General features: G+C 74.5%; 19 protein-coding genes. 16 read left to right on the forward strand and 3 right to left on the reverse strand.

Annotated elements, in window-relative coordinates; all coding sequences use genetic code 11:
• Nucleotides 1-11 precede the first annotated feature (11 nt).
• The 3 genes from FJQ57_RS17100 to FJQ57_RS17110 are packed head-to-tail and all read left to right on the forward strand — an operon-like array spanning nt 12 to nt 3295.
• Nucleotides 12-2081, forward strand: coding sequence for an acyl-CoA dehydrogenase family protein (locus FJQ57_RS17100; protein ID WP_139982656.1), 2070 nt, complete (start codon nt 12-14; stop codon nt 2079-2081).
• 33 nt (nt 2082-2114) lie between these two features.
• Nucleotides 2115-2633: an alpha/beta hydrolase gene (locus FJQ57_RS17105; RefSeq protein WP_139982658.1), complete on the forward strand. Its 519-nt coding sequence runs from the start codon at nt 2115-2117 to the stop codon at nt 2631-2633.
• Nucleotides 2630-3295, forward strand: coding sequence for a class I SAM-dependent methyltransferase (locus FJQ57_RS17110; RefSeq protein WP_139982660.1), 666 nt, complete (start codon nt 2630-2632; stop codon nt 3293-3295). The genes FJQ57_RS17105 and FJQ57_RS17110 overlap by 4 nt, the downstream gene beginning before the upstream one ends.
• 99 nt (nt 3296-3394) lie before the next feature.
• Here the strand turns inward: FJQ57_RS17110 and FJQ57_RS17115 are convergent, their stop codons facing one another.
• Nucleotides 3395-4360 carry a type IV toxin-antitoxin system AbiEi family antitoxin domain-containing protein gene (locus FJQ57_RS17115; RefSeq protein ID WP_139982662.1) on the reverse strand — a complete coding sequence of 322 codons (966 nt, stop codon included), beginning with the start codon at nt 4358-4360 and terminating at the stop codon, nt 3395-3397.
• 221 nt (nt 4361-4581) lie between these two features.
• A complete protein-coding gene (locus tag FJQ57_RS17120; protein ID WP_139982664.1) occupies nt 4582-5082 on the reverse strand; it encodes an inorganic diphosphatase in 501 nt (166 codons plus the stop codon).
• A gap of 131 nt (nt 5083-5213) precedes the next feature.
• Here FJQ57_RS17120 and dacB point away from each other — a divergent pair, with 131 nt between their 5' ends.
• The 13 genes from dacB to FJQ57_RS17185 all read left to right on the forward strand — a co-directional run bounded on the left by dacB (nt 5214) and on the right by FJQ57_RS17185 (nt 18665).
• Nucleotides 5214-6683, forward strand: coding sequence for a D-alanyl-D-alanine carboxypeptidase/D-alanyl-D-alanine endopeptidase (dacB, locus tag FJQ57_RS17125; RefSeq protein WP_139982666.1), 1470 nt, complete (start codon nt 5214-5216; stop codon nt 6681-6683).
• 273 nt (nt 6684-6956) lie between these two features.
• Nucleotides 6957-7991, forward strand: coding sequence for a zinc-dependent metalloprotease (locus tag FJQ57_RS17130; protein WP_246081875.1), 1035 nt, complete (start codon nt 6957-6959; stop codon nt 7989-7991).
• Nucleotides 7988-8974, forward strand: a complete 987-nt coding sequence (gene tilS / locus FJQ57_RS17135; protein WP_139982668.1) for a tRNA lysidine(34) synthetase TilS — start codon at nt 7988-7990, stop codon at nt 8972-8974. The genes FJQ57_RS17130 and tilS overlap by 4 nt, the downstream gene beginning before the upstream one ends.
• 5 nt (nt 8975-8979) lie before the next feature.
• On the forward strand, nt 8980-9531 hold the full coding sequence (gene hpt, locus FJQ57_RS17140; RefSeq protein ID WP_139982670.1) for a hypoxanthine phosphoribosyltransferase: 552 nt from the start codon (nt 8980-8982) through the stop codon (nt 9529-9531).
• A gap of 628 nt (nt 9532-10159) precedes the next feature.
• A complete protein-coding gene (gene ftsH, locus FJQ57_RS17145) occupies nt 10160-12262 on the forward strand; it encodes an ATP-dependent zinc metalloprotease FtsH (protein ID WP_139982672.1) in 2103 nt (700 codons plus the stop codon).
• Between the two features lies 1 nt (nt 12263).
• On the forward strand, nt 12264-12881 hold the full coding sequence (folE, locus tag FJQ57_RS17150; protein ID WP_139982674.1) for a GTP cyclohydrolase I FolE: 618 nt from the start codon (nt 12264-12266) through the stop codon (nt 12879-12881).
• Nucleotides 12878-14479: a glycosyltransferase family 61 protein gene (locus tag FJQ57_RS17155; protein WP_139982676.1), complete on the forward strand. Its 1602-nt coding sequence runs from the start codon at nt 12878-12880 to the stop codon at nt 14477-14479. Before folE ends, FJQ57_RS17155 begins: the two co-directional genes overlap by 4 nt.
• Nucleotides 14480-14511: 32 nt before the next feature.
• Complete coding sequence (gene folP / locus FJQ57_RS17160; RefSeq protein WP_139982678.1) at nt 14512-15342, forward strand: dihydropteroate synthase; 831 nt, start codon at nt 14512-14514, stop codon at nt 15340-15342.
• A complete protein-coding gene (gene folB, locus FJQ57_RS17165) occupies nt 15321-15719 on the forward strand; it encodes a dihydroneopterin aldolase (RefSeq protein ID WP_246081876.1) in 399 nt (132 codons plus the stop codon). Before folP ends, folB begins: the two co-directional genes overlap by 22 nt.
• Nucleotides 15712-16281, forward strand: a complete 570-nt coding sequence (gene folK / locus FJQ57_RS17170; protein ID WP_211349048.1) for a 2-amino-4-hydroxy-6-hydroxymethyldihydropteridine diphosphokinase — start codon at nt 15712-15714, stop codon at nt 16279-16281. The genes folB and folK overlap by 8 nt, the downstream gene beginning before the upstream one ends.
• Nucleotides 16282-16320: 39 nt before the next feature.
• Entirely contained in the window at nt 16321-16806 is a 486-nt protein-coding gene (locus tag FJQ57_RS17175) for a DUF3180 domain-containing protein (RefSeq protein WP_246081877.1), read from the forward strand.
• Nucleotides 16807-16816: 10 nt separating this feature from the next.
• A complete protein-coding gene (locus tag FJQ57_RS17180) occupies nt 16817-17431 on the forward strand; it encodes a hypothetical protein (RefSeq protein WP_139982680.1) in 615 nt (204 codons plus the stop codon).
• Nucleotides 17432-17567: 136 nt separating this feature from the next.
• Entirely contained in the window at nt 17568-18665 is a 1098-nt protein-coding gene (locus FJQ57_RS17185) for a GNAT family N-acetyltransferase (protein ID WP_211349050.1), read from the forward strand.
• A gap of 82 nt (nt 18666-18747) precedes the next feature.
• Here FJQ57_RS17185 and FJQ57_RS17190 read toward each other — a convergent pair whose 3' ends face one another.
• Entirely contained in the window at nt 18748-19677 is a 930-nt protein-coding gene (locus FJQ57_RS17190; RefSeq protein WP_139982682.1) for an ABC transporter substrate-binding protein, read from the reverse strand.
• Nucleotides 19678-19685: the final 8 nt, after the last annotated feature.

Consider the following 19685-nt stretch of genomic DNA (forward strand, 5'->3'; position numbering starts at 1 on the left):
CCGTCGAGTACATGGCGAGCGACACCGTGGCCCCACCCGTCTCGCAGGCCCCCGGGCCCGACGACCGGCAGCCGACCCCTGCACCGCGCAGGGACGGCTACGTCCAGCCGCAGGTCGACGTGCCCGCGCTGACCGCGCTCCTGGACGGGAAGTACGCCGAGGTCCGGCAGCTGGTCCGCGACCAGCTGGCCGAGCACGCCTCGGTCCTCGAGGACGCAGAGCGGATGACCTCGGCCGAGTTCCGTGACCGGGTGCGCGACATCGTGGTCGAGATGGCCGGCACGGGCCAGACCGGCATGGGCTTCCCCACCGAGCACGGCGGCGGCGGTGACATCGGCGCCTCCCTGGCGGCCTTCGAGACCCTGGCCCTGGGCGACCTGTCGGTCCTGGTCAAGGTCGGGGTGCAGTTCGGGCTGTTCGGCGGCGCGGTGCTCCAGCTGGGCACGAAGCGCCACCACGACGCCTACCTGGCCGACATCGTCAGCGGCCGCCTGCTCGGCTGCTTCGCCATGACCGAGACCGGGCACGGCAGCAACGTCCAGGCGCTCGGCACGGTGGCGACCTACGACCCGGAGACGCAGGAGTTCGAGATCACCTCGACCCGGCCCGACGCCTGGAAGGACTACATCGGCAACGCCGCCGCCCACGGCACGATGGCGGCGGTCTTCGCCCGCCTCGTGGTGGGCGGCGAGGACCGTGGCGTCCACGCGTTCCTGGTGCCGATCCGCGTCGACGGGGGCATCGCGACCGGTGTCCGCATCGAGGACGACGGGCTCAAGATGGGCCTCAACGGCGTCGACAACGGCCGGCTGTGGTTCGACGGCGTGCGGGTGCCGCGCGAGGCGCTGCTCAACCGGTTCGCCGACGTCACGCCCGAGGGCGACTACACCAGCGACATCGACAACCCCAACAAGCGCTTCTTCACCATGCTCGGCACCCTGGTCCAGGGTCGGGTGTGCGTCGGCGGCGCCGGCATCAACGCCTCGAAGGTGGCCATCACGCTCGCGGTGAAGTACGCCGAGCACCGCCGCCAGTTCGAGGCCTCCAGCGAGGAGGAGGAGCTGCTCCTCGACTACGGCATGCACCAGCGGCGCCTCTTCCCGCTGCTCGCCCGCACCTACGCCCTGCACTTCGCGCAGGAGGTCGTGGCCGCGCAGGTGCACGACGTCTTCTCCGGCACCCTCGCGCCCGGGGCCGACCCCGACCTGGCCCGCCGCGAGCTGGAGTCGCGGGCCGCCGGCACCAAGGCGCTCGGCACCTGGCACGCCACCCGCACCATCCAGGAGTGCCGCGAGGCGTGCGGCGGCGCCGGCTACCTCGCGGTCAACCGGTTCGCCGCGCTCAAGGCCGACACCGACGTCTTCACGACCTTCGAGGGTGACAACCACGTCCTGCTGCAGCTGGTCGCCAAGGGCCTGCTGACGGCGTACTCGAGCGAGTTCGAGGAGATGGACCAGCTCGGGTTGGTGCGCTTCGTCGCCGGCCTCGCCGTGGAGACGGTCATCGAGAAGACCAACGTGCACAAGCTCCTCGAGCGGGTGCGCGACGTCCTCCCGGGCGCCTCGGCCGCCGGCGGGGGCAAGTGGGACCAGGACGCCGGGCTGCTCGACCCGGACTACCAGCTGGCGATGTACCGCTTTCGCGAGGAGCACACCCTCGCCGGCGTCGCGCGGCGGCTCAAGCGCGGCATCGACAACGGCATGAACCCCGGCGTGGTGTTCTCCCGCGTGCAGGACCACGTCATCGCCGCCGCCCGCGCCCACATGGAGCGGCTGGTGCTGGAGGCGTTCGTCGAGAAGACCGCCGCCCTGCCCGACGGCGACCTCAAGACCGCGCTCAACCTGCTCTGCGACCTGCACGCGCTCGTCGGCATCGAGTCCGACCGCGCCTGGTACATGGAGCACGGCCGCCTCACCTCCCAGCGCAGCAAGGCCATCAGCCGCGAGATCGGGTCGCTGTGCCGCAAGATCCGGCCGATCGCCGGCGACCTCGTCGACGGCCTGGCCGTGCCGCCCGAGGTGCTGCGCTCGCCCGAGCTGGTCTCGCCCGAGCCCGCCTCCCGGGAGCCGGTCTCGTCGTGAGCCCGTCGTGAGGGCGTGGTGAGCCGGACGGCGGTGGCCCTCCCGGGTCGCGCCTACCCGGTCACCGGCCCCGCGCTCGCGGCCGTCCTCGACGTCGTCGCCCGCCACGGGTACGCCGTCGCGCCGGTCGCCTGGTCCTTCCCCGACCCCGCCGACCTGCCGGCCGACCCCGACGCCTTCGTCACCGGCCGGCTGGCCGAGGCGACCCCCGACGGCTGCGACCTCGTCGTCGGCAAGTCCCTGGGCACCCGCGCGGCGTCGTACGCGGGGGAGCGGGGGTGGCCCGCGGTCTGGGTCACCCCGCTGCTGCGCGACGCCGCGGTGGTGGCGGGCGTCCGCGCCAACCCGGCGCCGCAGCTGCTCGTCTGCGGCGCCGCCGACCCGCTGCACGACGCCGAGGTCGCCGGCGACCTGGCGGGCCCGTCGGTCACGGTGCTCGAGCTGCCCGGCGTCGACCACGCCTTGAGCAGCACGGGGGACTGGTCGGTGGCGCCCGACATCCTGGCCGCGGTCGCGTCGGCGGCCGACGACTTCACCAGGAGGCTGGCGTGAGGATCCCCGGGCTGGGCGGCTGGAGCGAGGACCCGGCCTGGGCCCACGTCTACGACTGGTCGGTCGAGCACCCGCGGGCGGGCGGCCTGCTGTGGCGCTTCGGCATCCAGAGCGACCTGCAGCGCCTGTACGCCGCGACCGACGAGATCCGTCGCCTCCCGGCCGGCGCCCGCGTGCTCGACGTGCCGTGCGGCGGTGGGGTCGCGCTGCGCGGGGTCGGCCGCGGCCAGGGACTGGAGTACGTCGCGGCCGACATCGCCCAGGCGATGCTCGACCGCACCGAGCGGGCCGCCCGGCGGCGCGGCGTCGCCGACCAGGTGCAGACCCGGCTGGCCGACGTCGGCGACCTGCCCTTCGACGACGGCTCGTTCGACATGGTCGTCACCTTCACCGGGCTGCACTGCTTCCCTGACCCCGCCCGCGCGGTCGTCGAGATGACCCGGGTGCTCGCGCCCGGCGGCGTCCTGCTGGGCAGTGCCGTGCTCAACGACACCGGACTCCTGCACGAGCCCATGCGGCGGGTCGGCCGGCTCTCCGGGCTGCTCGGCCCGTCGGCCACCGGCCCCGAGGTCCTCGCCTGGCTCGCCGCCCAGGGCCTCCCCGACGCCACCCTCGAGCGCTCCGGCGCGATCGGGTACGTCCGGGGCGTGAAGGCCGGCTGAGCCGGCCGGCGGCGGGCAAAATCTCCGGTTAAGCGGAGAATCTCCCACTCCTGACGGGGAACTCCCCACCAGGAGTGGGAGTTCCCCGTCAGGAGTCGCTCAGGCCGCCGGCGCCGCGGGCGCAGCCAGAGCCCGCCGGATGCGCTCCGCCGTTCGTGCGGGGGTCTGCAGGTCGGCCCACGTCAGCCGGACGAACCGCCACCCCGTCACCTCGCGGATGAGGTCCTCGCGCCGCTTCTCGCGCGCCACCGCGTCGGAGATCGACTCGCCCTCGCGCCGGTGGTGCAGGTACTTCTCCCGCCCGTCGAACTCGACGATGAGGCGGTGCTCCGGCCAGGCGAAGTCGACGCGACCCAGCAGCGTCCCGTCGTGGTCGCGAACCTCCCACTGGGGCTCGGGGCGCGGCAGCCCGGCTCGGAAGACGAGCAGCGACGTGAGCGTCTCGCCCACGGACTCGAGCCGCCCGTCGGCGAGGTGCAGGACGGGGTGCAGGCGCAGCGAGCCCGGCCAGCGCAGCGCTGCGTCGGCTTGCTGGGCGAGCTCGTCGGGCAGGAGCAGGCCGGCGCGGAGGAAGTGGTTGGCCTGCACCAGCCCGGCCCCGACGCCGTCCGCGCACGCCACCTCGACCACCGCACGGGCCGGCGTCGTGACCCACCAGCCGTGCCAGCGCCGTACCTCCCCCACGCGGCACCCGCCGACGTGGCGGGAGATGCGGGCGCCGTTGCGGCCGCCGCCGTGCAGGTGCGTGAGGTGGGCGCGCAGGAGGTCGGAACCGTACGCCGGCCCGCCCTGCGCCAGGCAGCTGCTCGCGTGGGAGAGGCAGACGTGGTCGGCGTACTGCAGGAGGGCGGCGCGGCAGAGCAGGAGGTGACGCCCGGCCTCGTCGGCGGCCTGGTAGGTCGAGCGCAGGCAGTAGGCGCCCTGGCGCAGGCGGACGAGGACGCCGGCGTGGGTCAAGCGGGCGAGCGCCTTGTCGTCCACTCCCATCTCGACGGCGTCGCGGCGCAGGAGGATGCCCCAGGGGTCGCAGAGCTGGCTGACGGGATGGTCGTGGGTGGCGGACACGTGCGTCAGCGTGCGTCGTCGGTCAGCCGGTCGCCACGGGGCGCGGCGCGGCTGTGGACGGTCGGCGGCGTTGCCGCGCCTGTGGGCGGTTCCCGGACGCCGGGCCCCGAATGGGGGCGCGACTCATGGCACGGAACTCCCACTCCTGGCGGGGAATTCCGTCGCAGAAGTGGGAGATCCTCCGGTTAACCGGAGAATCTGCCACCACCGCAGCCGAGGCCTCAGTGGCCGCCGTGCTCCTTGAGCCGCTCGAACGACGCGCGGACCTCGGCCTCGGCCTCGGTGCGGCCGACCCAGTCGGCGCCCTCGACGGACTTGCCGGGCTCGAGGTCCTTGTAGACCTCGAAGAAGTGCTGGATCTCCAGGCGGTCGAACTTCGGCACGTGCGCGATGTCGCGGATGTGCTCCTGGCGCGGGTCGGTGGCGGGGACGCACAGCACCTTGTCGTCGCCGCCGGCCTCGTCGGTCATCCGGAACATGCCGATCGCGCGGCAGCGGATCAGGCAACCCGGGAAGGTCGGGGCCTGCAGCAGCACCATCGCGTCGAGCGGGTCGCCGTCGAGACCGAGGGTGCCCTCGATGTAACCGTAGTCGGTCGGGTACTGCGTCGAGGTGAACAGCATCCGGTCCAGGCGCATCCGGCCGGTCTCGTGGTCGAGCTCGTACTTGTTGCGCTCGCCCTTCGGGATCTCCACCAGCACGTCGAACTCGAGCACGTCCATCCTCCGGGTCTTGAGCAGCTGCCAGGCAGCCTGTTGTCGCTGACGTCGTGGGCCGAGCGCCCGGGGTGGGCGCGGCGTCGCCGCACAGTCTCGCGCACAATGTCCCGGACCGTGCGGGAGGGAGGGACATCGTGGGCCGAGGTGACGCAGGACACCCCACCGGCGACCCCGGCGACCGCCACCCCGTGCGGGGCACGCTGGTGCTGCTGCTCGTCCTCGCGCTCGTCGTCGGCGGCATCGCCGCGTGGCGCTACGACCTCCTCGACCGGTTCCGCGACGCCCCCGACCCCGGCACCGAGCCGGCCGCCGTGGCCCCGCCCCCGGGCGTCACGGTCCCCGGGGTCGTCGCCCCGCCGGCCGTCGCCGCGGCCTCCGCCACGACCCGCTCGCTCGACCCCGCCGCCGTGCGCCGCACCCTCGCGCCCTACCTGCGCGACCGCGACCTCGGTCGCCACGTCCTGGCCGAGGTCGCGCCGCTCGAGGGGGGGCCGCGCTTCACCAGCGGCGGACCGCGCGACACCGCGATCCCGGCCTCGACGACCAAGGTCGTCACCTCCACGGCCGCGCTGCTGGCGCTCGGTCCCGACCACACCTTCACCACCGAGGTACGTCGGCAGGGGCGCCGGCTGGTGCTCGTGGGCGGGGGTGACCCGCTGCTGGAGCGCGGGCCGCGCGCCTCCGACGGCACGCCGTGGGCCTACCCGGCCCGCGCGACGCTGAGCGACCTCGCGGCGGCGACCAAGGCCGCCCTGGCGCAGGAGCCCGCGCCCCGGGCGCTGCGCCTCGACTTCGACGACTCCCTGTTCTCCGGACCGGCGGTCAACCCGACCTGGGAGGCCGACTACGTGCCCGACAGCGTCGTCTCGCCGACCAGCGCGCTCTGGGTCGACGAGGGACGCTCACCCGACGGCAGCGGCTCCCGGGTCGCCGACCCGGCGGCCGAGGCGGCCCGCTCGTTCGCGGCCGCGCTGGCGGAGGTCGGCGTCACCGTCCGGGGCACGCCGACCCGGGTCACGGCGCCCGACGTGCAGCCGCTCGCCTCGGTCGAGAGCGCCCCGCTCGGCTCGGTCGTCGAGCGGGTGCTCGGGGTGAGCGACAACGAGGCCGCCGAGGTGCTGCTGCGCCACGTCGGGCTGGCGCGCGCGGCCGAGGGCTCGATCGCCGCCGGGCGCGAGGGTGTGCGCACCATCCTGGCCCAGGCCGGCGTCCCGCTCGGGCGCAGCGTCTTCCACGACGGCAGCGGCCTCTCGCGGGCCAACCGCGCCGACCCCTCGACCCTCGTCGGCGTGCTCCAGGTGGCGGCGTCCGCCGACCACCCCGAGCTGCGCCACGCCGTCACCGGCCTGCCGGTGGCGGCGTTCACCGGGTCGCTGGCCGACCGGATGTCGGAGGGACCCCCCGCCGGCCGCGGGCGAGTGCAGGCCAAGACCGGCACCCTCGAGTTCGTCCGCAGCCTGGCCGGCCTGGCCACGATGCCCGACGGCACGGTCGTGGTGTTCGCCCTGATGGCCGACCGCATCCCGGCTGAGAAGAGCACGGTGGCGCAGGTCGACCTCGACTCCGCGGCCGCCGCGCTGGGGGCCTGCTCCTGCGGTTCGTGACCTGCGCCACGGGTTGGTGCGACACGTGTCGCGCGTTGTTACCGATTGCTGTGGATCGTGTGGATCGCCCGTGGTCCGCGCCTCCGTAGTGTTCTGGTCATCGGATCGACCGTCACCGCGGACCTGGGGGGATCGCGGGGCGGGCCGAGCCGCGTGAAGGACCGATCCGGGTCCGCTCGGCCACTCCTGGGGGGGAGGGGCCTCGAGCGGGCCCGTTCGGCTTCCCCGGGCTTTCCCGGCGGCCGGCGCCGGCCCGGCGGGTAGGTTCGCGGCATGAGCAGCGCCAGCCCGATGGTCGACTGGGACCTCGCCGTCCGCATCGCGTCCCGCCTGGCCGGACAGGGCCCCACGGTCTCGCCGGACGAGGCGGCGGCCGCCGTCGCCGAGCTCCGCGCCGGGGCCGACCGGTCCACCGCCCTGGTGCGCGGCTTCACCGGGCTCGTCGCCGCCGACCACACCGCGCCGGTGCTCGTCGTCGACCGTCCCGGCTGGATCCAGGCCAACGCCGACGCCTTCGCCCACCTCGTCAGCCCGCTGGTCGACAAGCTCACCGAGAAGAAGCCGCCCACCGGCCTGGCCCTCGCCGTCGGCTCGCGCATCACCGGGGCCGAGGTCGGCGGCCTCCTCGGGTTCCTGGCCGGCAAGGTGCTCGGCCAGTTCGACCCGTTCCACGACCCCGACGGCCGGCTGCTGCTGGTCGCGCCCAACATCGTCCACGTCGAGCGCGAGCTCGACGTCGACCCCACCGACTTCCGGCTCTGGGTCTGCCTGCACGAGGAGACCCACCGCGTGCAGTTCACGGCCGTCCCCTGGATGCGGGAGCACCTGTACTCCGAGGTCTCCGCCCTCGCGGCCACGGTGGGGCCCTCCGGCATCGAGGAGGTCCTGTCCCGGGCCAAGGACGCGCTGTCCGGCGGGATCGGCGACGGCGGCATCGTCGAGCTGCTCAGCACCCCCGAGCAGCGGGCCATCCTCGACCGCGTCACCGGCATGATGTCGCTGCTCGAGGGCCACGCCGACGTCGTCATGGACGGCGTCGGGCCGACCGTGATCCCCAGCGTGGCCGCCATCCGCGAGCGCTTCACCCAGCGCCGGGCCGGCGTCGGCACCCTCGACCGGCTGCTGCGCCGCGTCCTCGGCCTCGACGCCAAGATGGCGCAGTACCGCGACGGCGCCCGCTTCGTCCGCTCCGTCGTCGACAAGGTCGGCATGACCGAGTTCAACGTCGTCTGGGAGCGCGCCGAGCACCTCCCGTCCAAGGCCGAGCTCCAGGACCCCGAGGGCTGGGTGTCCCGGGTCCTCGGGTGAGCCTCGACCCCGCCGTCGCGGCGGTCCGCCTCGCCGTGCGCCGCACGCTGGCCGCGGCCGACCTCGCTCCCGCGACGCCCGTCGTCGTCGCCTGCAGCGGCGGCGCCGACAGCCTCGCCCTGCTCACCGCGACCGTGTTCGAGGGCCACAAGGACGCCCTCCGCGTGGTCGGCGCCGTCGTCGACCACGGCCTGCAGGACGGCTCGGGCGAGCACACCGACCGGGTCGTCGCCCAGATGGCCGGGCTCGGGGTCGACGAGACCCTCGCCGCCCGGGTCACCGTCGAGGCCTCCGGGCAGGGCCTCGAGGCTGCGGCCCGCGAGGCCCGGTACGCCGTGCTCGAGCAGGTCGCCGCCAGCGTCCGCGCCCCCCTCGTGCTGCTCGGGCACACCCTCGACGACCAGGCCGAGACCGTCCTGCTCGGCCTCGCCCGCGGCAGCGGCGGTCGCTCGATCGCCGGCATGCGGCCGGCGTTCGGCGTCTTCGCCCGGCCGCTGCTCGGCACCACCCGCGCCCAGACCGAGCAGGCCTGCGCCGCCCAGGGCGTCGAGCCCTGGCGCGACCCGCACAACACCGACCCCCGCTTCACCCGCTCCCGCGTCCGCGCCACCGTGCTGCCGACCCTCGAGCGCGAGCTGGGCCCCGGCGTCACCGAGACGCTCGCCCGCACCGCCGAGCAGCTCCGCCCCGACATGGAGGCCCTCGACGACATCGCCGAGCAGCACGAACGAGCCGCCCGCGACGGCGACGGCTGGGCGGTCACGGCCCTGCTCCGCCCGCCCCGCGCCATCACCACCCGCGTGCTGCGGCTCGCCGCGCTGCGCTCCGGCGCCACCGGCTCCGAGCTCTTCCACGTCCACGTGACCGCCCTCCTCGACCTGGTCGAGGGACGCCTGCGCGGCGAGGTCCAGCTGCCCGGCCTGGTCACGGCCCACCTCCTCGACGGTCGACTGAGGTTCCGGCCGACGGCTGTGCGAGGCTGACCGCCATGGACGCAGCCCACGTCGACGACGACCTCGTCAACGTCCTCTTCACCGAGGCGCAGATCCAGGAGAAGATCGGCGAGCTGGCCGCCGCCATCGAGCGTGACTACGAGGGCCAGGACCTCGTCGTCGTCGGCATCCTGCGCGGCGCCGTCATGGTCATGGCCGACATGGCCCGCGCCTTCACCCGCCACGTCGAGATGGACTGGATGGCCGTCTCCTCCTACGGATCCGGCACCAAGTCCAGCGGCGTCGTCCGCATCCTCAAGGACCTCGACACCGACATCTCCGGGCGCCACGTCCTCATCGTCGACGAGATCATCGACACCGGCCTCACCCTGTCCTGGCTGACCTCCAACCTCTCCTCGCGCAACCCCGCGAGCGTCGAGATCGCCACCCTCCTGCGCAAGCCCGAGGCCCTGACGATGCCCGTCGACGTCAAGTACGTCGGCTGGGACATCCCCAACGAGTTCGTCGTCGGCTACGGCCTCGACTACCGCGAGCGCTACCGCAACCTGCGCGACATCGGCACGCTCGCCCCCCACGTGTACTCCTAGGACTGGTCGCGGACCGTCGGCCCCGCGCCCGCCGGGCCGCGCCGCTCTTGCAGGGCTGCCGCCGGTCGGTACGGCGGCCCGTCCGGGCGCCGGGGCCACCGGCCGCTCCGTGCGCCGTGTCGTCAGGTCGAGCGTGGGCCCGGGCGCCTCGCTGTGGTCTGGTCGCGGACCGTCGGCCCCGCGCCCGCCGGGCCGCGCCGCTCTCGCAGGGCTGCCGCCGGTCGGTACGGCGGCCCGTCCGGGCGCCGGGGCCACCGGCCGCTCCGTGCGCCGTGTCGTCAGGTCGAGCGTGGGCCCGGGCGCCTCGCTGTGGTCTGGTCGCGGACCGTGGCCCTGCGCCCGCCGGGCCGCGCCGCTCGTGCAGGGCTGCCGCCGGTCTGGCCCGGCGGCCCGAGCGTCCAGGTCGGGCCGACCCACGGTGGTCGAGGAAGGCGCCCTGGCGCCTGTCTCGAGACCACGGAGCCGGCGTACCGGACCCCACCGCGGCAGCGGCCGTGGCCCGGTCGGTGGCCCGGTCGGTGGCCCGGGCTGACCCACCTGGGCGGTCCGCTCCCGCTCCCCTGAGAGGATGGGGGCTGTCCCCGCACCCCTGTACCGTCGGGGGCTCAGTCGTGCTACGTGCGGAAGTGTGGTCGTGAAGCGGATTTTCAAGGGTCCCTGGGTGTGGATCGGGATCGCGGTCGTGGCCGTGGTCCTCGCCCTGCAGTTCCTCGCGCCCGGCGGCGGGTACGACGAGGTGCCGACCTCCCGGGCCCAGGAGTACATCGCCCAGGACGAGGTGAAGGACATCACCTTCATCGACGGCGAGCAGAAGATCGAGATGACCCTGCGCGACGGCGTGCGCGACGAGGGGTCCAAGGTCTCCACCTCGTGGGTGCTCGGTCAGCAGCAGGGGTTGATCGCCCAGGCCGAGGCGCAGCTGAAGACCAACGGCGGCAACCTCGAGGAGCTCAACTCCGAGAACCCGCAGCCCAGCACCCTCGCCAGCATCTTCTTCACGCTGATCCCGTTCGTGCTCATCATCGTGCTGTTCCTGTGGCTGATGAACAGCGTCCAGGGCGGCGGCGGCCGGGTCATGCAGTTCGGCAAGTCCAAGGCCAAGCTGATCTCCAAGGACATGCCCAAGACCACCTTCGCCGACGTCGCGGGCTGCGACGAGGCCATCGAGGAGCTCGGCGAGATCAAGGAGTTCCTCCAGGAGCCGGCGAAGTTCCAGGCCGTCGGCGCCAAGATCCCCAAGGGCGTGCTGCTCTACGGCCAGCCCGGCACCGGCAAGACGCTGCTCGCCCGCGCGGTCGCTGGCGAGGCCGGCGTCCCCTTCTACTCCATCTCCGGCTCCGACTTCGTCGAGATGTTCGTCGGTGTGGGCGCCAGCCGTGTCCGCGACCTGTTCGAGCAGGCCAAGGAGAATGCGCCCGCGATCGTCTTCATCGACGAGATCGACGCCGTCGGCCGCCACCGCGGCACCGGCATGGGCGGCGGCCACGACGAGCGCGAGCAGACCCTCAACCAGCTGCTCGTCGAGATGGACGGCTTCGACGTGCGCGGCGGCGTCATCCTCATCGCCGCCACCAACCGGCCCGACGTCCTCGACCCCGCGCTGCTGCGCCCCGGCCGCTTCGACCGCCAGATCCAGGTCGACGCCCCCGACCTCGCCGGCCGCACCCAGATCCTGCAGGTCCACGCCCGCGGCAAGCCGCTCGGCCAGGACATCAACCTCGAGAACGTCGCCCGTCGCACCCCCGGGTTCTCCGGCGCCGACCTGGCCAACGTGCTCAACGAGGCAGCCCTGCTCACCGCGCGCAGCGGCCAGAAGATGATCGACGCCCCCGCCATGGACGAGGCGATCGACCGGGTCATCGCGGGCCCGCAGCGCCGCACCCGCCTGATGAGCGAGAAGGAGAAGCTCGTCACCGCCTACCACGAGGGCGGGCACGCCCTGGTGGCCGCGGCCATGCCCAACACCGACCCGGTGCACAAGATCACGATCCTGCCGCGCGGCCGGGCCCTGGGCTACACGATGGTCCTGCCCGACGAGGACAAGTACTCCCAGACCCGCTCCGAGCTGCTCGACAAGCTGGCCTACATGCTCGGGGGCCGTGCCGCGGAGGAGATGATCTTCCACGACCCGACCACCGGCGCCGGCAACGACATCGAGAAGGCCACCAACCTGGCCCGGGCCATGGTCACCCAGTACGGCATGACCGAGCGGCTCGGTGCCATCAAGCTCGGCGCCGACAACTCCCAGCCCTTCTTGGGCCGCGACCTCGGCCACTCCCGCGACTACAGCGAGGACGTCGCCGCGATCGTCGACGAGGAGGTCACCAAGCTCCTCACCGTGGCCCACCAGGAGGCGTTCGACGTCCTGGAGGACAACCGCGACGTCCTCGACGCGCTGGTGCTCGCGCTGCTCGACAAGGAGACACTCGACAAGGAGCAGGTCGCCGCGATCTTCGCCGACCTGCGCCGCAAGCCGACCCGCCCCGCCTGGACCGGCTCGCCCACCCGGCACCCTTCGACCATCCCGCCGGTCGAGATCCCGCAGGCCATCCGCGACCGCGCCGCGGCCGGCATCCTGGCCAAGGCCCCCGCCGGCGAGGGTGGGGTCGTGGTGACCCCGCCGGGACCGGGTGGCGACGTCCACGGTGACCCGAGCCTCGGGGGCACCAGCGGCTCCAACGGCACCGGCGGCCCCGGGGCGGCTCCCACGCCCCCACCGCCGGGAGCCTGAGGTGACCGACCCCATCGACCGCGACCCGGTCGACCCGGCCAAGGTCCCTGACTTCGACCACGACCGGGCCGAGGCCGCCGTCCGCGAGCTGCTCGCGGCGATCGGCGAGGACCCCGACCGCGAGGGCCTGCGCGAGACCCCGGCCCGGGTGGCGCGGGCCTACGCCGAGCTCACCGTCGGGCTGCGCCAGCGGCCCGAGGACGTGCTCACCACGACCTTCGACCTCGGCCACGACGAGATGGTCCTGGTGCGCGACATCGAGCTGTGGTCGATGTGCGAGCACCACCTGGTGCCCTTCACGGGCGTCGCCCACGTCGGCTACATCCCGGCCACCAGCGGCAAGATCACCGGGCTGTCCAAGCTGGCCCGGCTCGTCGACGTCTACGCCAAGCGGCCCCAGGTGCAGGAGCGGCTGACCTCGCAGGTCGCCGACGCGCTCATCGACATCCTCGAGGCGCGCGGCGTCGTCGTGGTCATCGAGGCCGAGCACCTGTGCATGACGATGCGCGGCGTCCGCAAGGCTGGCGCCCGCACCACCACCTCGGCGGTGCGCGGCCTGATGCGCACCGACGCCGCCACCCGGTCGGAGGCGATGGCGCTCATCCACCGCTCGCGGTGACCCCGCTCCTGCGTCGGGTCGCGGCGACCCTGCAGGGCGCGGAGCGGGTCGTGGTCGTCGACCCGCCGGGGCTGGCCCCGCCCACCGGTCTGCAGGGCCCGGGCCGCAGGGTCGAGGTGGTGACGGTGCGGCCGCCGCGGCCGCTCCACGAGGCCCTGGTCGGCCACGGTCACCTCGACGTCGTCGTCGACCGGGCGCGAGGCGCCGGCGCGGCGCCGCGCCTGCCGGTGCTGCTCGCGCACGTCCGGCCGGGCGGATCGGCGTACGTCGCGCTGCCCGCGCGCCCGGAGGCCCGCGGCCCCCTGCTCGACCTGGTCGCCGAGATCGAGCGCGTCCGGGCCGACGGGGTCGACCCGCCGTCGCGCCGCAGCCACGACCGGCGTCCGGTCGAGGTCCTCGACCTGCACGCCCTGGCCGCGAGCGTCGCGGCGGTCGAGGTCGACGACGTCGCGGTCCGGGTCGTGCGGTCCGACGTGGCCACGTGGGCCGTCGTGCCCGAGCGCCGCACCGACGACCTGCTGGCTGCCCACCCCCACCTCGGGCAGGTCCTGGAGCACCGACCGCCGGCATCGCGGCCGCGCACCGCCGGCTTCCGGTCCAGCGACCCCGACGAGACCGGGCTCGAGGGCCTGCACGCGCCCGGCCTGTCCCTGCGGGCACACGACGACGCGGTCGTGGCCCCCCGCATGGTCGCTCGCGTGCGCGACCTGGTGCTGCCCCAGGCGTGGCGCAACACCGTCGACCGACGTCCGCGCACCCCCGCCCTGGCCGGCTGGACCCGCTGGAGCGTCCGCGTCCCCGCCGAGCTCGACCGCCCCGCTGCGCCCCTGCCCGGCACCTGGTTCCACGCGGACAACGTCCTGCGCGGCCACTTCGGCCACGCCGTGACCGAGCAGCTCTCGCAGCTGTGGGCCTGGCCCGCGGTGCTGGACAGGTACCCGGACGCCGGCGTGCTGGTGGGCACCGACCGGGCCCCGCTGGCCGCGTGGGAGACCGAGCTGCTGGAGGCGGCGGGCCTCCCGCGCTCGCGGGTGCACGGCATCCAGGGGCCGGTGCGCGTGGAGCGCCTGCTGGCCGCCACGCCCGGCCACGTCGTCGGCCGGCACGTGCACCCCGACCTCCGTGCCCTCCACGCTGCCACGGGCGACGCCCTCGAGGCGCGCTCGGGGCTGTCCGCCACCCCGCGGCGGCTCTGGGTCACCCGGACCGCGGCCAAGCGCCGCTGCCACGAGGAGGCCGAGGTCGAGGAGCTGGCCCGTCGCCGCGGGTTCACCGTCGTCGACCCGGCCGCCCACCCTCTGCCCGACCAGGTCGCGATGGTGCGCCGGGCCGAGGTCGTGGCGGGCTGGGGCGGCTCCGGCCTGGTCCACCTGCTCCTCGGCGGACCGCCGCGCGCGGTCGTCGTGGTGACTCACACCGGCTACCCCGCCTGGAACGAGCAGGCCGCCGCCGTCCTCGGCGACCACCCGCTCACCCTGGTCCGCGGCACTCCCGACATCGTGACCGACGGCTTCAGCCGCGCGGCCATGCACTCCGACTTCCACCTCGACCCCGACCGCGAGGGCCGGGTGCTGCGCGAGGCCCTGGACGGGCTGTGAGGCCCGGCACCCGATCTCGGTAGCGTCAGGGCATGACCGGACGGGTGCGGGTGATGGGCGTCGTCAACGTCACGCCCGACTCCTTCTCCGACGGCGGACGGTACGCCGACACCGACGCCGCCGTGGCCCACGGCCGGCGGCTCCTCGCCGACGGCGCCGACCTGCTCGACATCGGCGGCGAGTCCACCCGGCCGGGCGCGACCCGGCCCGTGGTCTCGGAGGAGCTCGACCGGGTCGTGCCGGTCATCGAGGCCCTGGCCGCCGACGGCGCGACCGTCTCGGTCGACACGATGCGGGCCGAGGTGGCCGCGGCCGCGCTTGCCGCCGGCGCCACGGTCGTCAACGACGTCTCCGGCGGCCTGGCCGACCCGGCCATGCTCGCCACGGTCGCGGCGGGCGGGGCGACCTACGTCGCCATGCACTGGCGCGCCCACAGCGACCGGATGACCGACCACGCGACGTACGACGAGCCGGGCGGGCCCGACGACGTGGTGGCCGCGGTGTGCCGCGAGCTGGGGGAGCGGGTCGACGCCGCCCGCGCCGCCGGGCTCCCCGACGAGCGGCTGGTGCTCGACCCCGGGCTCGGGTTCGCCAAGCGCGGGGAGCACAACTGGCAGCTGCTGGCCGGGCTCGACCGGGTGCAGGCCCTGGGCTTCCCGCTGCTGGTCGGGGCGAGCCGCAAGTCGTTCCTCGGCGCGCTGCTCGCGGCGGGCGACGGCACCCCCCGGCCGGTGGGGGAGCGCGAGGTGGCGGGCCACGCGCTGACGCTGGTGCTCGCCCAACGAGGCGTGTGGGGGGTCCGGGTGCACGACGTGCGGGGCACCCGTGATGTGCTGCGCGTGTGGGAACGGACGCACCCCTGACGGGCCTCGACGAGCTCGCCGTGCGGGGCATCGAGTGCTGGGGCCACCACGGCGTCTTCGACTTCGAGAAGCGCGAGGGGCAGACCTTCGTGGTCGACCTCGTGCTGGGCCTCGACACCCGCCCCGCAGCGGCCTCGGACGACTTGCACGACACCGTCGACTACGGAAGCCTCGTGGCCGCGGTCAAGGCCGCGGTGGAGCGGGACCCGGTCGACCTGATCGAGTCCCTCGTCCAACGGATCGCGGACGTCTGCCTCTTGGATGTTCGTGTTCAATGGGCGCGGATCACGGTCCACAAGCCCGATGCCCCCATCGACGCGACGTTCGCCGACGTCGCGCTGACGATCACCCGAGAGCGCGAGGTCACCCGTGACTGAGACCCCCAACCCCAACATCGTCGATGCCGACACCCTCACCGGTGAGATGCGTCCGATCCGGCGGGTCGTCATCGCACTCGGCTCCAACCTCGGCGAGTCGCTCTCGGCGCTCCAGGGCGCCGTCGACGCGATCGCCGACACCCCCGACGTGTGGGTGACCGGCGTGTCCCCGGTCTACGAGAGCGAGCCGGTCGACTGCCCGCCGGGCTCGCAGAACTTCCTCAACGCGGTGCTGCTGGCCGACACCACCCTGGCCGCCAACCGCCTGCTGGAGCGGGCGATGGCCGTCGAGGACGCCTACGACCGTGAGCGCAGCGACGTCCCCAACTCCCCGCGCACTCTCGACGTCGACCTCATCGTCGTCGGCGACCGCCGCAGCGACACCGACACCCTCAAGCTGCCCCACCCGCGCGCCGGCGAGCGCGCGTTCGTGCTCAAGCCGTGGTTCGACCTCGAGCCCGACGCCGAGCTGCCCGGCAGCGGCCCGGTGGCCGACCTGCTCGCCCAGATCGGCGTCGACGGCCTCACCCTGCGTGAGGACCTCACCCTCGACCTCGACTGACCCGGCGACCCCCGCGACCCCCGCGATCCCGAGACCCGTGTGAGCGCCGGCGACCCCCGTCGCCCCGACAGCGGGGGCACCCTGGGCCCGACCCGCCCGGTCGTCCTCGCGGCCTGGGCGCTGGCCGGCTTCGCCGTGGGCTACCTCCTGCACCCCGTCTCCGACCGGTTCGGCAACCCGCCGTTGGTCACCTGGGCCCAGCCGCTCGGGCTGGCCCTGGTCGCCGCCATCGTCGGGGGCACCGCCTGGTCGACGTACCGGTCGGTCCAGGTGCGGCGCGAGACCCTCGAGCCGCACCGGGCGGTCAACCGGCTCGTGCTGGCCCGGGCCTGCGCCTACGTCGGCGCGGTGGTCGGCGGCGGCTACCTCGGGTACGCCGCCAGCTGGCTCGGTGACCCCTCGCCGCTGGCCGACGAGCGGGTCGTCCGCTCGGGCGTCGCGGCGCTGGCGGGCCTGGTCACCGCGGTGGTTTCGCTGCTCCTCGAGCGCGCGTGTCGCGTCCGATCGGACGACCCGCCGCACTAGCGTTCGGCCCATGTCTTCCCCCGCAGCCCGCCCGGGCAGCACCCGGCGCCGCCAGCGCTCCACGCGCGTCCTGGTCGCCGTCGTGCTCGTCGTCCTGGCCGTGGCGGCCGCTGCCGCCGCGGTGCTCAGCGGATCGTGGGCGGTCGCTGCCGGCGCCGCCGTCGCCGGTGCCCTCCTCGGGGCCGCGGCCGTCCGCATCACCTGGACCGAGGTCGCCGACACCCGGCGCGCCTGGGCGCGCGACCGGGCCGAGCAGGCGCAGGCCTACGCCGCCATCACCGAGGTCCGCACCACCGAGCAGGCCCTGTACGTCGCCGACACCAGCGGCCGCATCGCCCGCCACGAGGCCACGATCACCCGCCTCGAGAGCCGGCTCGCCGACGCCGCGGCCGAGGTCGCCGCCACCCGGGCCGAGCTCGTCACCGAGCAGGACAACGTCCTCGCCGCCCGCGAGGCCTCCACGGCCGAGCTCGACCGGATGGGCCGCCGGCTCGCCGACGCCGAGGAGCGGGCCGCGATGGCCGTCGTCCGGGTCGCCGAGCTCGAGCAGGAGCTCGACATCGTCCAGGCCGAGCTCGTGGCCTGGCAGTCCACCGGCGCCGCGCTCCGCAAGAAGCACGCCTAGACCCCACCCTGGCCCCACGCCGGCATCGCTGCCGGCCCCGCCCGGGCCCCACACCACGCCGACCCGTCGTGATCCACGACGGGTCGATGTGGTGCAGGGGCACCTCACCCCTGCGGTGCTGGAAGGATGGGCGATCGTGATCCCCGAGGCGTCCCGGTTCGAGTCCGACCCCGAGGAGGTCGTCGGCGACCTCGTCGACGAGCTGCCGGGCCTCCCCGCCGGGTGGCGCGTGGACTCCCCGGACGCCGACGACCCCACCGACGTCGCCCGGCTGACCGTGCTGCTGCGCGACCACGAGCGGCACGGCCGCGGGTGGCCGGGGGCCGGCGTCGACGACGTCCTGGTCGAGGTCTCGGCGGCGGGACTGCGCACCCGCGAGAACGTCGTCGTCCGCGACGAGGCCGGCCTGGTCCGGGCCTGGGGGAGCGTCCACGACCGAGCCGGCGGCCGGATGCTCTTCGTCCACGTCGTCGGGCGCGACCTGCCCGAGGAGGTCGGCCGCACCTGCTCCGACCTGCTCGTCGAGTGGGCCGTCGGCCAGGCCGTCGCGGTCGGCTCGGCCCGCGGCCTCGACGTCCAGCAGGTCGACACCGGCGCCTTCGCCGGCGACGAGCGCCAGGCCCGCTGGCTCGCCGCCGCGGGCTTCACCCACGTGCGCACGTGGTGGCAGATGAGCCGCCCGGTGACCGCCGACGAGGCCGACCTGGTGCCCTCGGTCGACGACTGGGCCGACCGCGGCGCCCGCTTCCGCCAGGTACGCCGCGCCGGCGACGGGTTGCCCGACGAGACCGACCTGCGGGCGGTCCACGACGTGCTGGAGGAGGCGTTCCTCGACCACTTCAACTCCTGGGAGGAGACCTTCGACGAGTTCCTGCACCGCCTGCGTGAGGACCCCGGCCACCGCTGGGACCACTGGTGGCTGGCCGAGCTGGAGGAGACCGGGGAGCCGGTCGGCGCGCTGGTCGGCACGGTCTCCGAGGCGGCGCCCGGGTCCGGGAAGCCCGACGGGTCCTACGTCTCCTACATCGGGGTCCGGGAGGCGGCCCGCGGCCGTGGCGTCGCCAAGGGCCTGCTGCGCACGATCATCGCCGACGCGGCCGGTCGCGGCCGTGACCGCGTGGGCCTGGAGGTCGACGCCGACTCCTCCACCGGCGCCGACGGGCTCTACACCTCGATGGGCTGGGAGACGCGCTACACCACGCAGAGCTGGCACCGCGACGTCCCCGTGCCCTGACGCACGACGACGCCGGCCCGCCCCGGGAGGGACGAGCCGGCGTCGTGCGGAGGACCGGTGGGCCGGTGGCCGGGGTCGGCCGTCAGGCCAGGCCCTTCTCCTGCAGCCAGTCGGCGGCGGCGGTCTCGGCGGAGGCCTTCTCGTCGCCCTCGACCCGGTCGCGCAGGCCGATGAGGTCCTCGGTCGTCAGCTCGGCCGAGACGGCGTTGAGCGCGTCGGCGAGCTCGTCGCTGTAGGCGGCGTCGGAGACCAGCGGGATGACGTTCTGGGCGGCGATGATGCCCTCGGGGTCCTCGAGGACGACCAGGTCCTCGGCGACGAGCGCGGGGGAGGTCGTGTAGATGTCGGCCACCTGCACCGTGTCGTCGACCAGGGCCTTGACCGTGTCGGGGCCACCGAAGTCCTCGATCGGGACGAACTCGACGTCGGTGATGCCGTAGGTCTCGTTCAGGCCCGGGACGCCGTAGCTGTACTCGTTGAACTGCGGGTTGGCGCCCAGCTTGAACGGCGTGATCTTCTCCAGGTCGGCGATGGTGGTCAGGCCCTCGGCCTCGGCCTTCTCGCGGGTGACGACGTAGGCGTCCTTGTCCTCGGCCGGCGCCGAGTCGAGCACCCGCAGGTCGTCGGCGGCGACGGCGTCGACGAGGGCCTCGTCGATCTCGCCGGTCTCGATGAGGGTGTTGGACTCGTCGTAGTAGGTCAGCAGGTTGCCGTTGTACTCCGGGATGAGGTTGATCGAGCCGTCCTGCAGCGCCGGGATGGTCTGCTGGCGCGGGCCGATGTTGAACCGCTCCTCCACGTCGAAGTCCTTGGCCTCCAGCGCCTGGGAGTAGATCTCGCCGAGGATCTCGCTCTCGGGGTAGTTGAACGACCCGACGACGATCGTGTCGCCGCTGGCCGCGCCCTCGGAGGGTCCGGTCGGGTCGCTGGAGCCGCAGGCGGCCAGCGCGGTGCTCAGTCCGGCGACGACGGCGACGACGCCGATCCGGCGCCAGCGGGGGTGGTGGGTCATGACTGTTC

The organism is Nocardioides litoris, from assembly GCF_006346315.1.
GTDB classification, from domain to species: Bacteria; Actinomycetota; Actinomycetes; order Propionibacteriales; family Nocardioidaceae; genus Nocardioides; species Nocardioides litoris.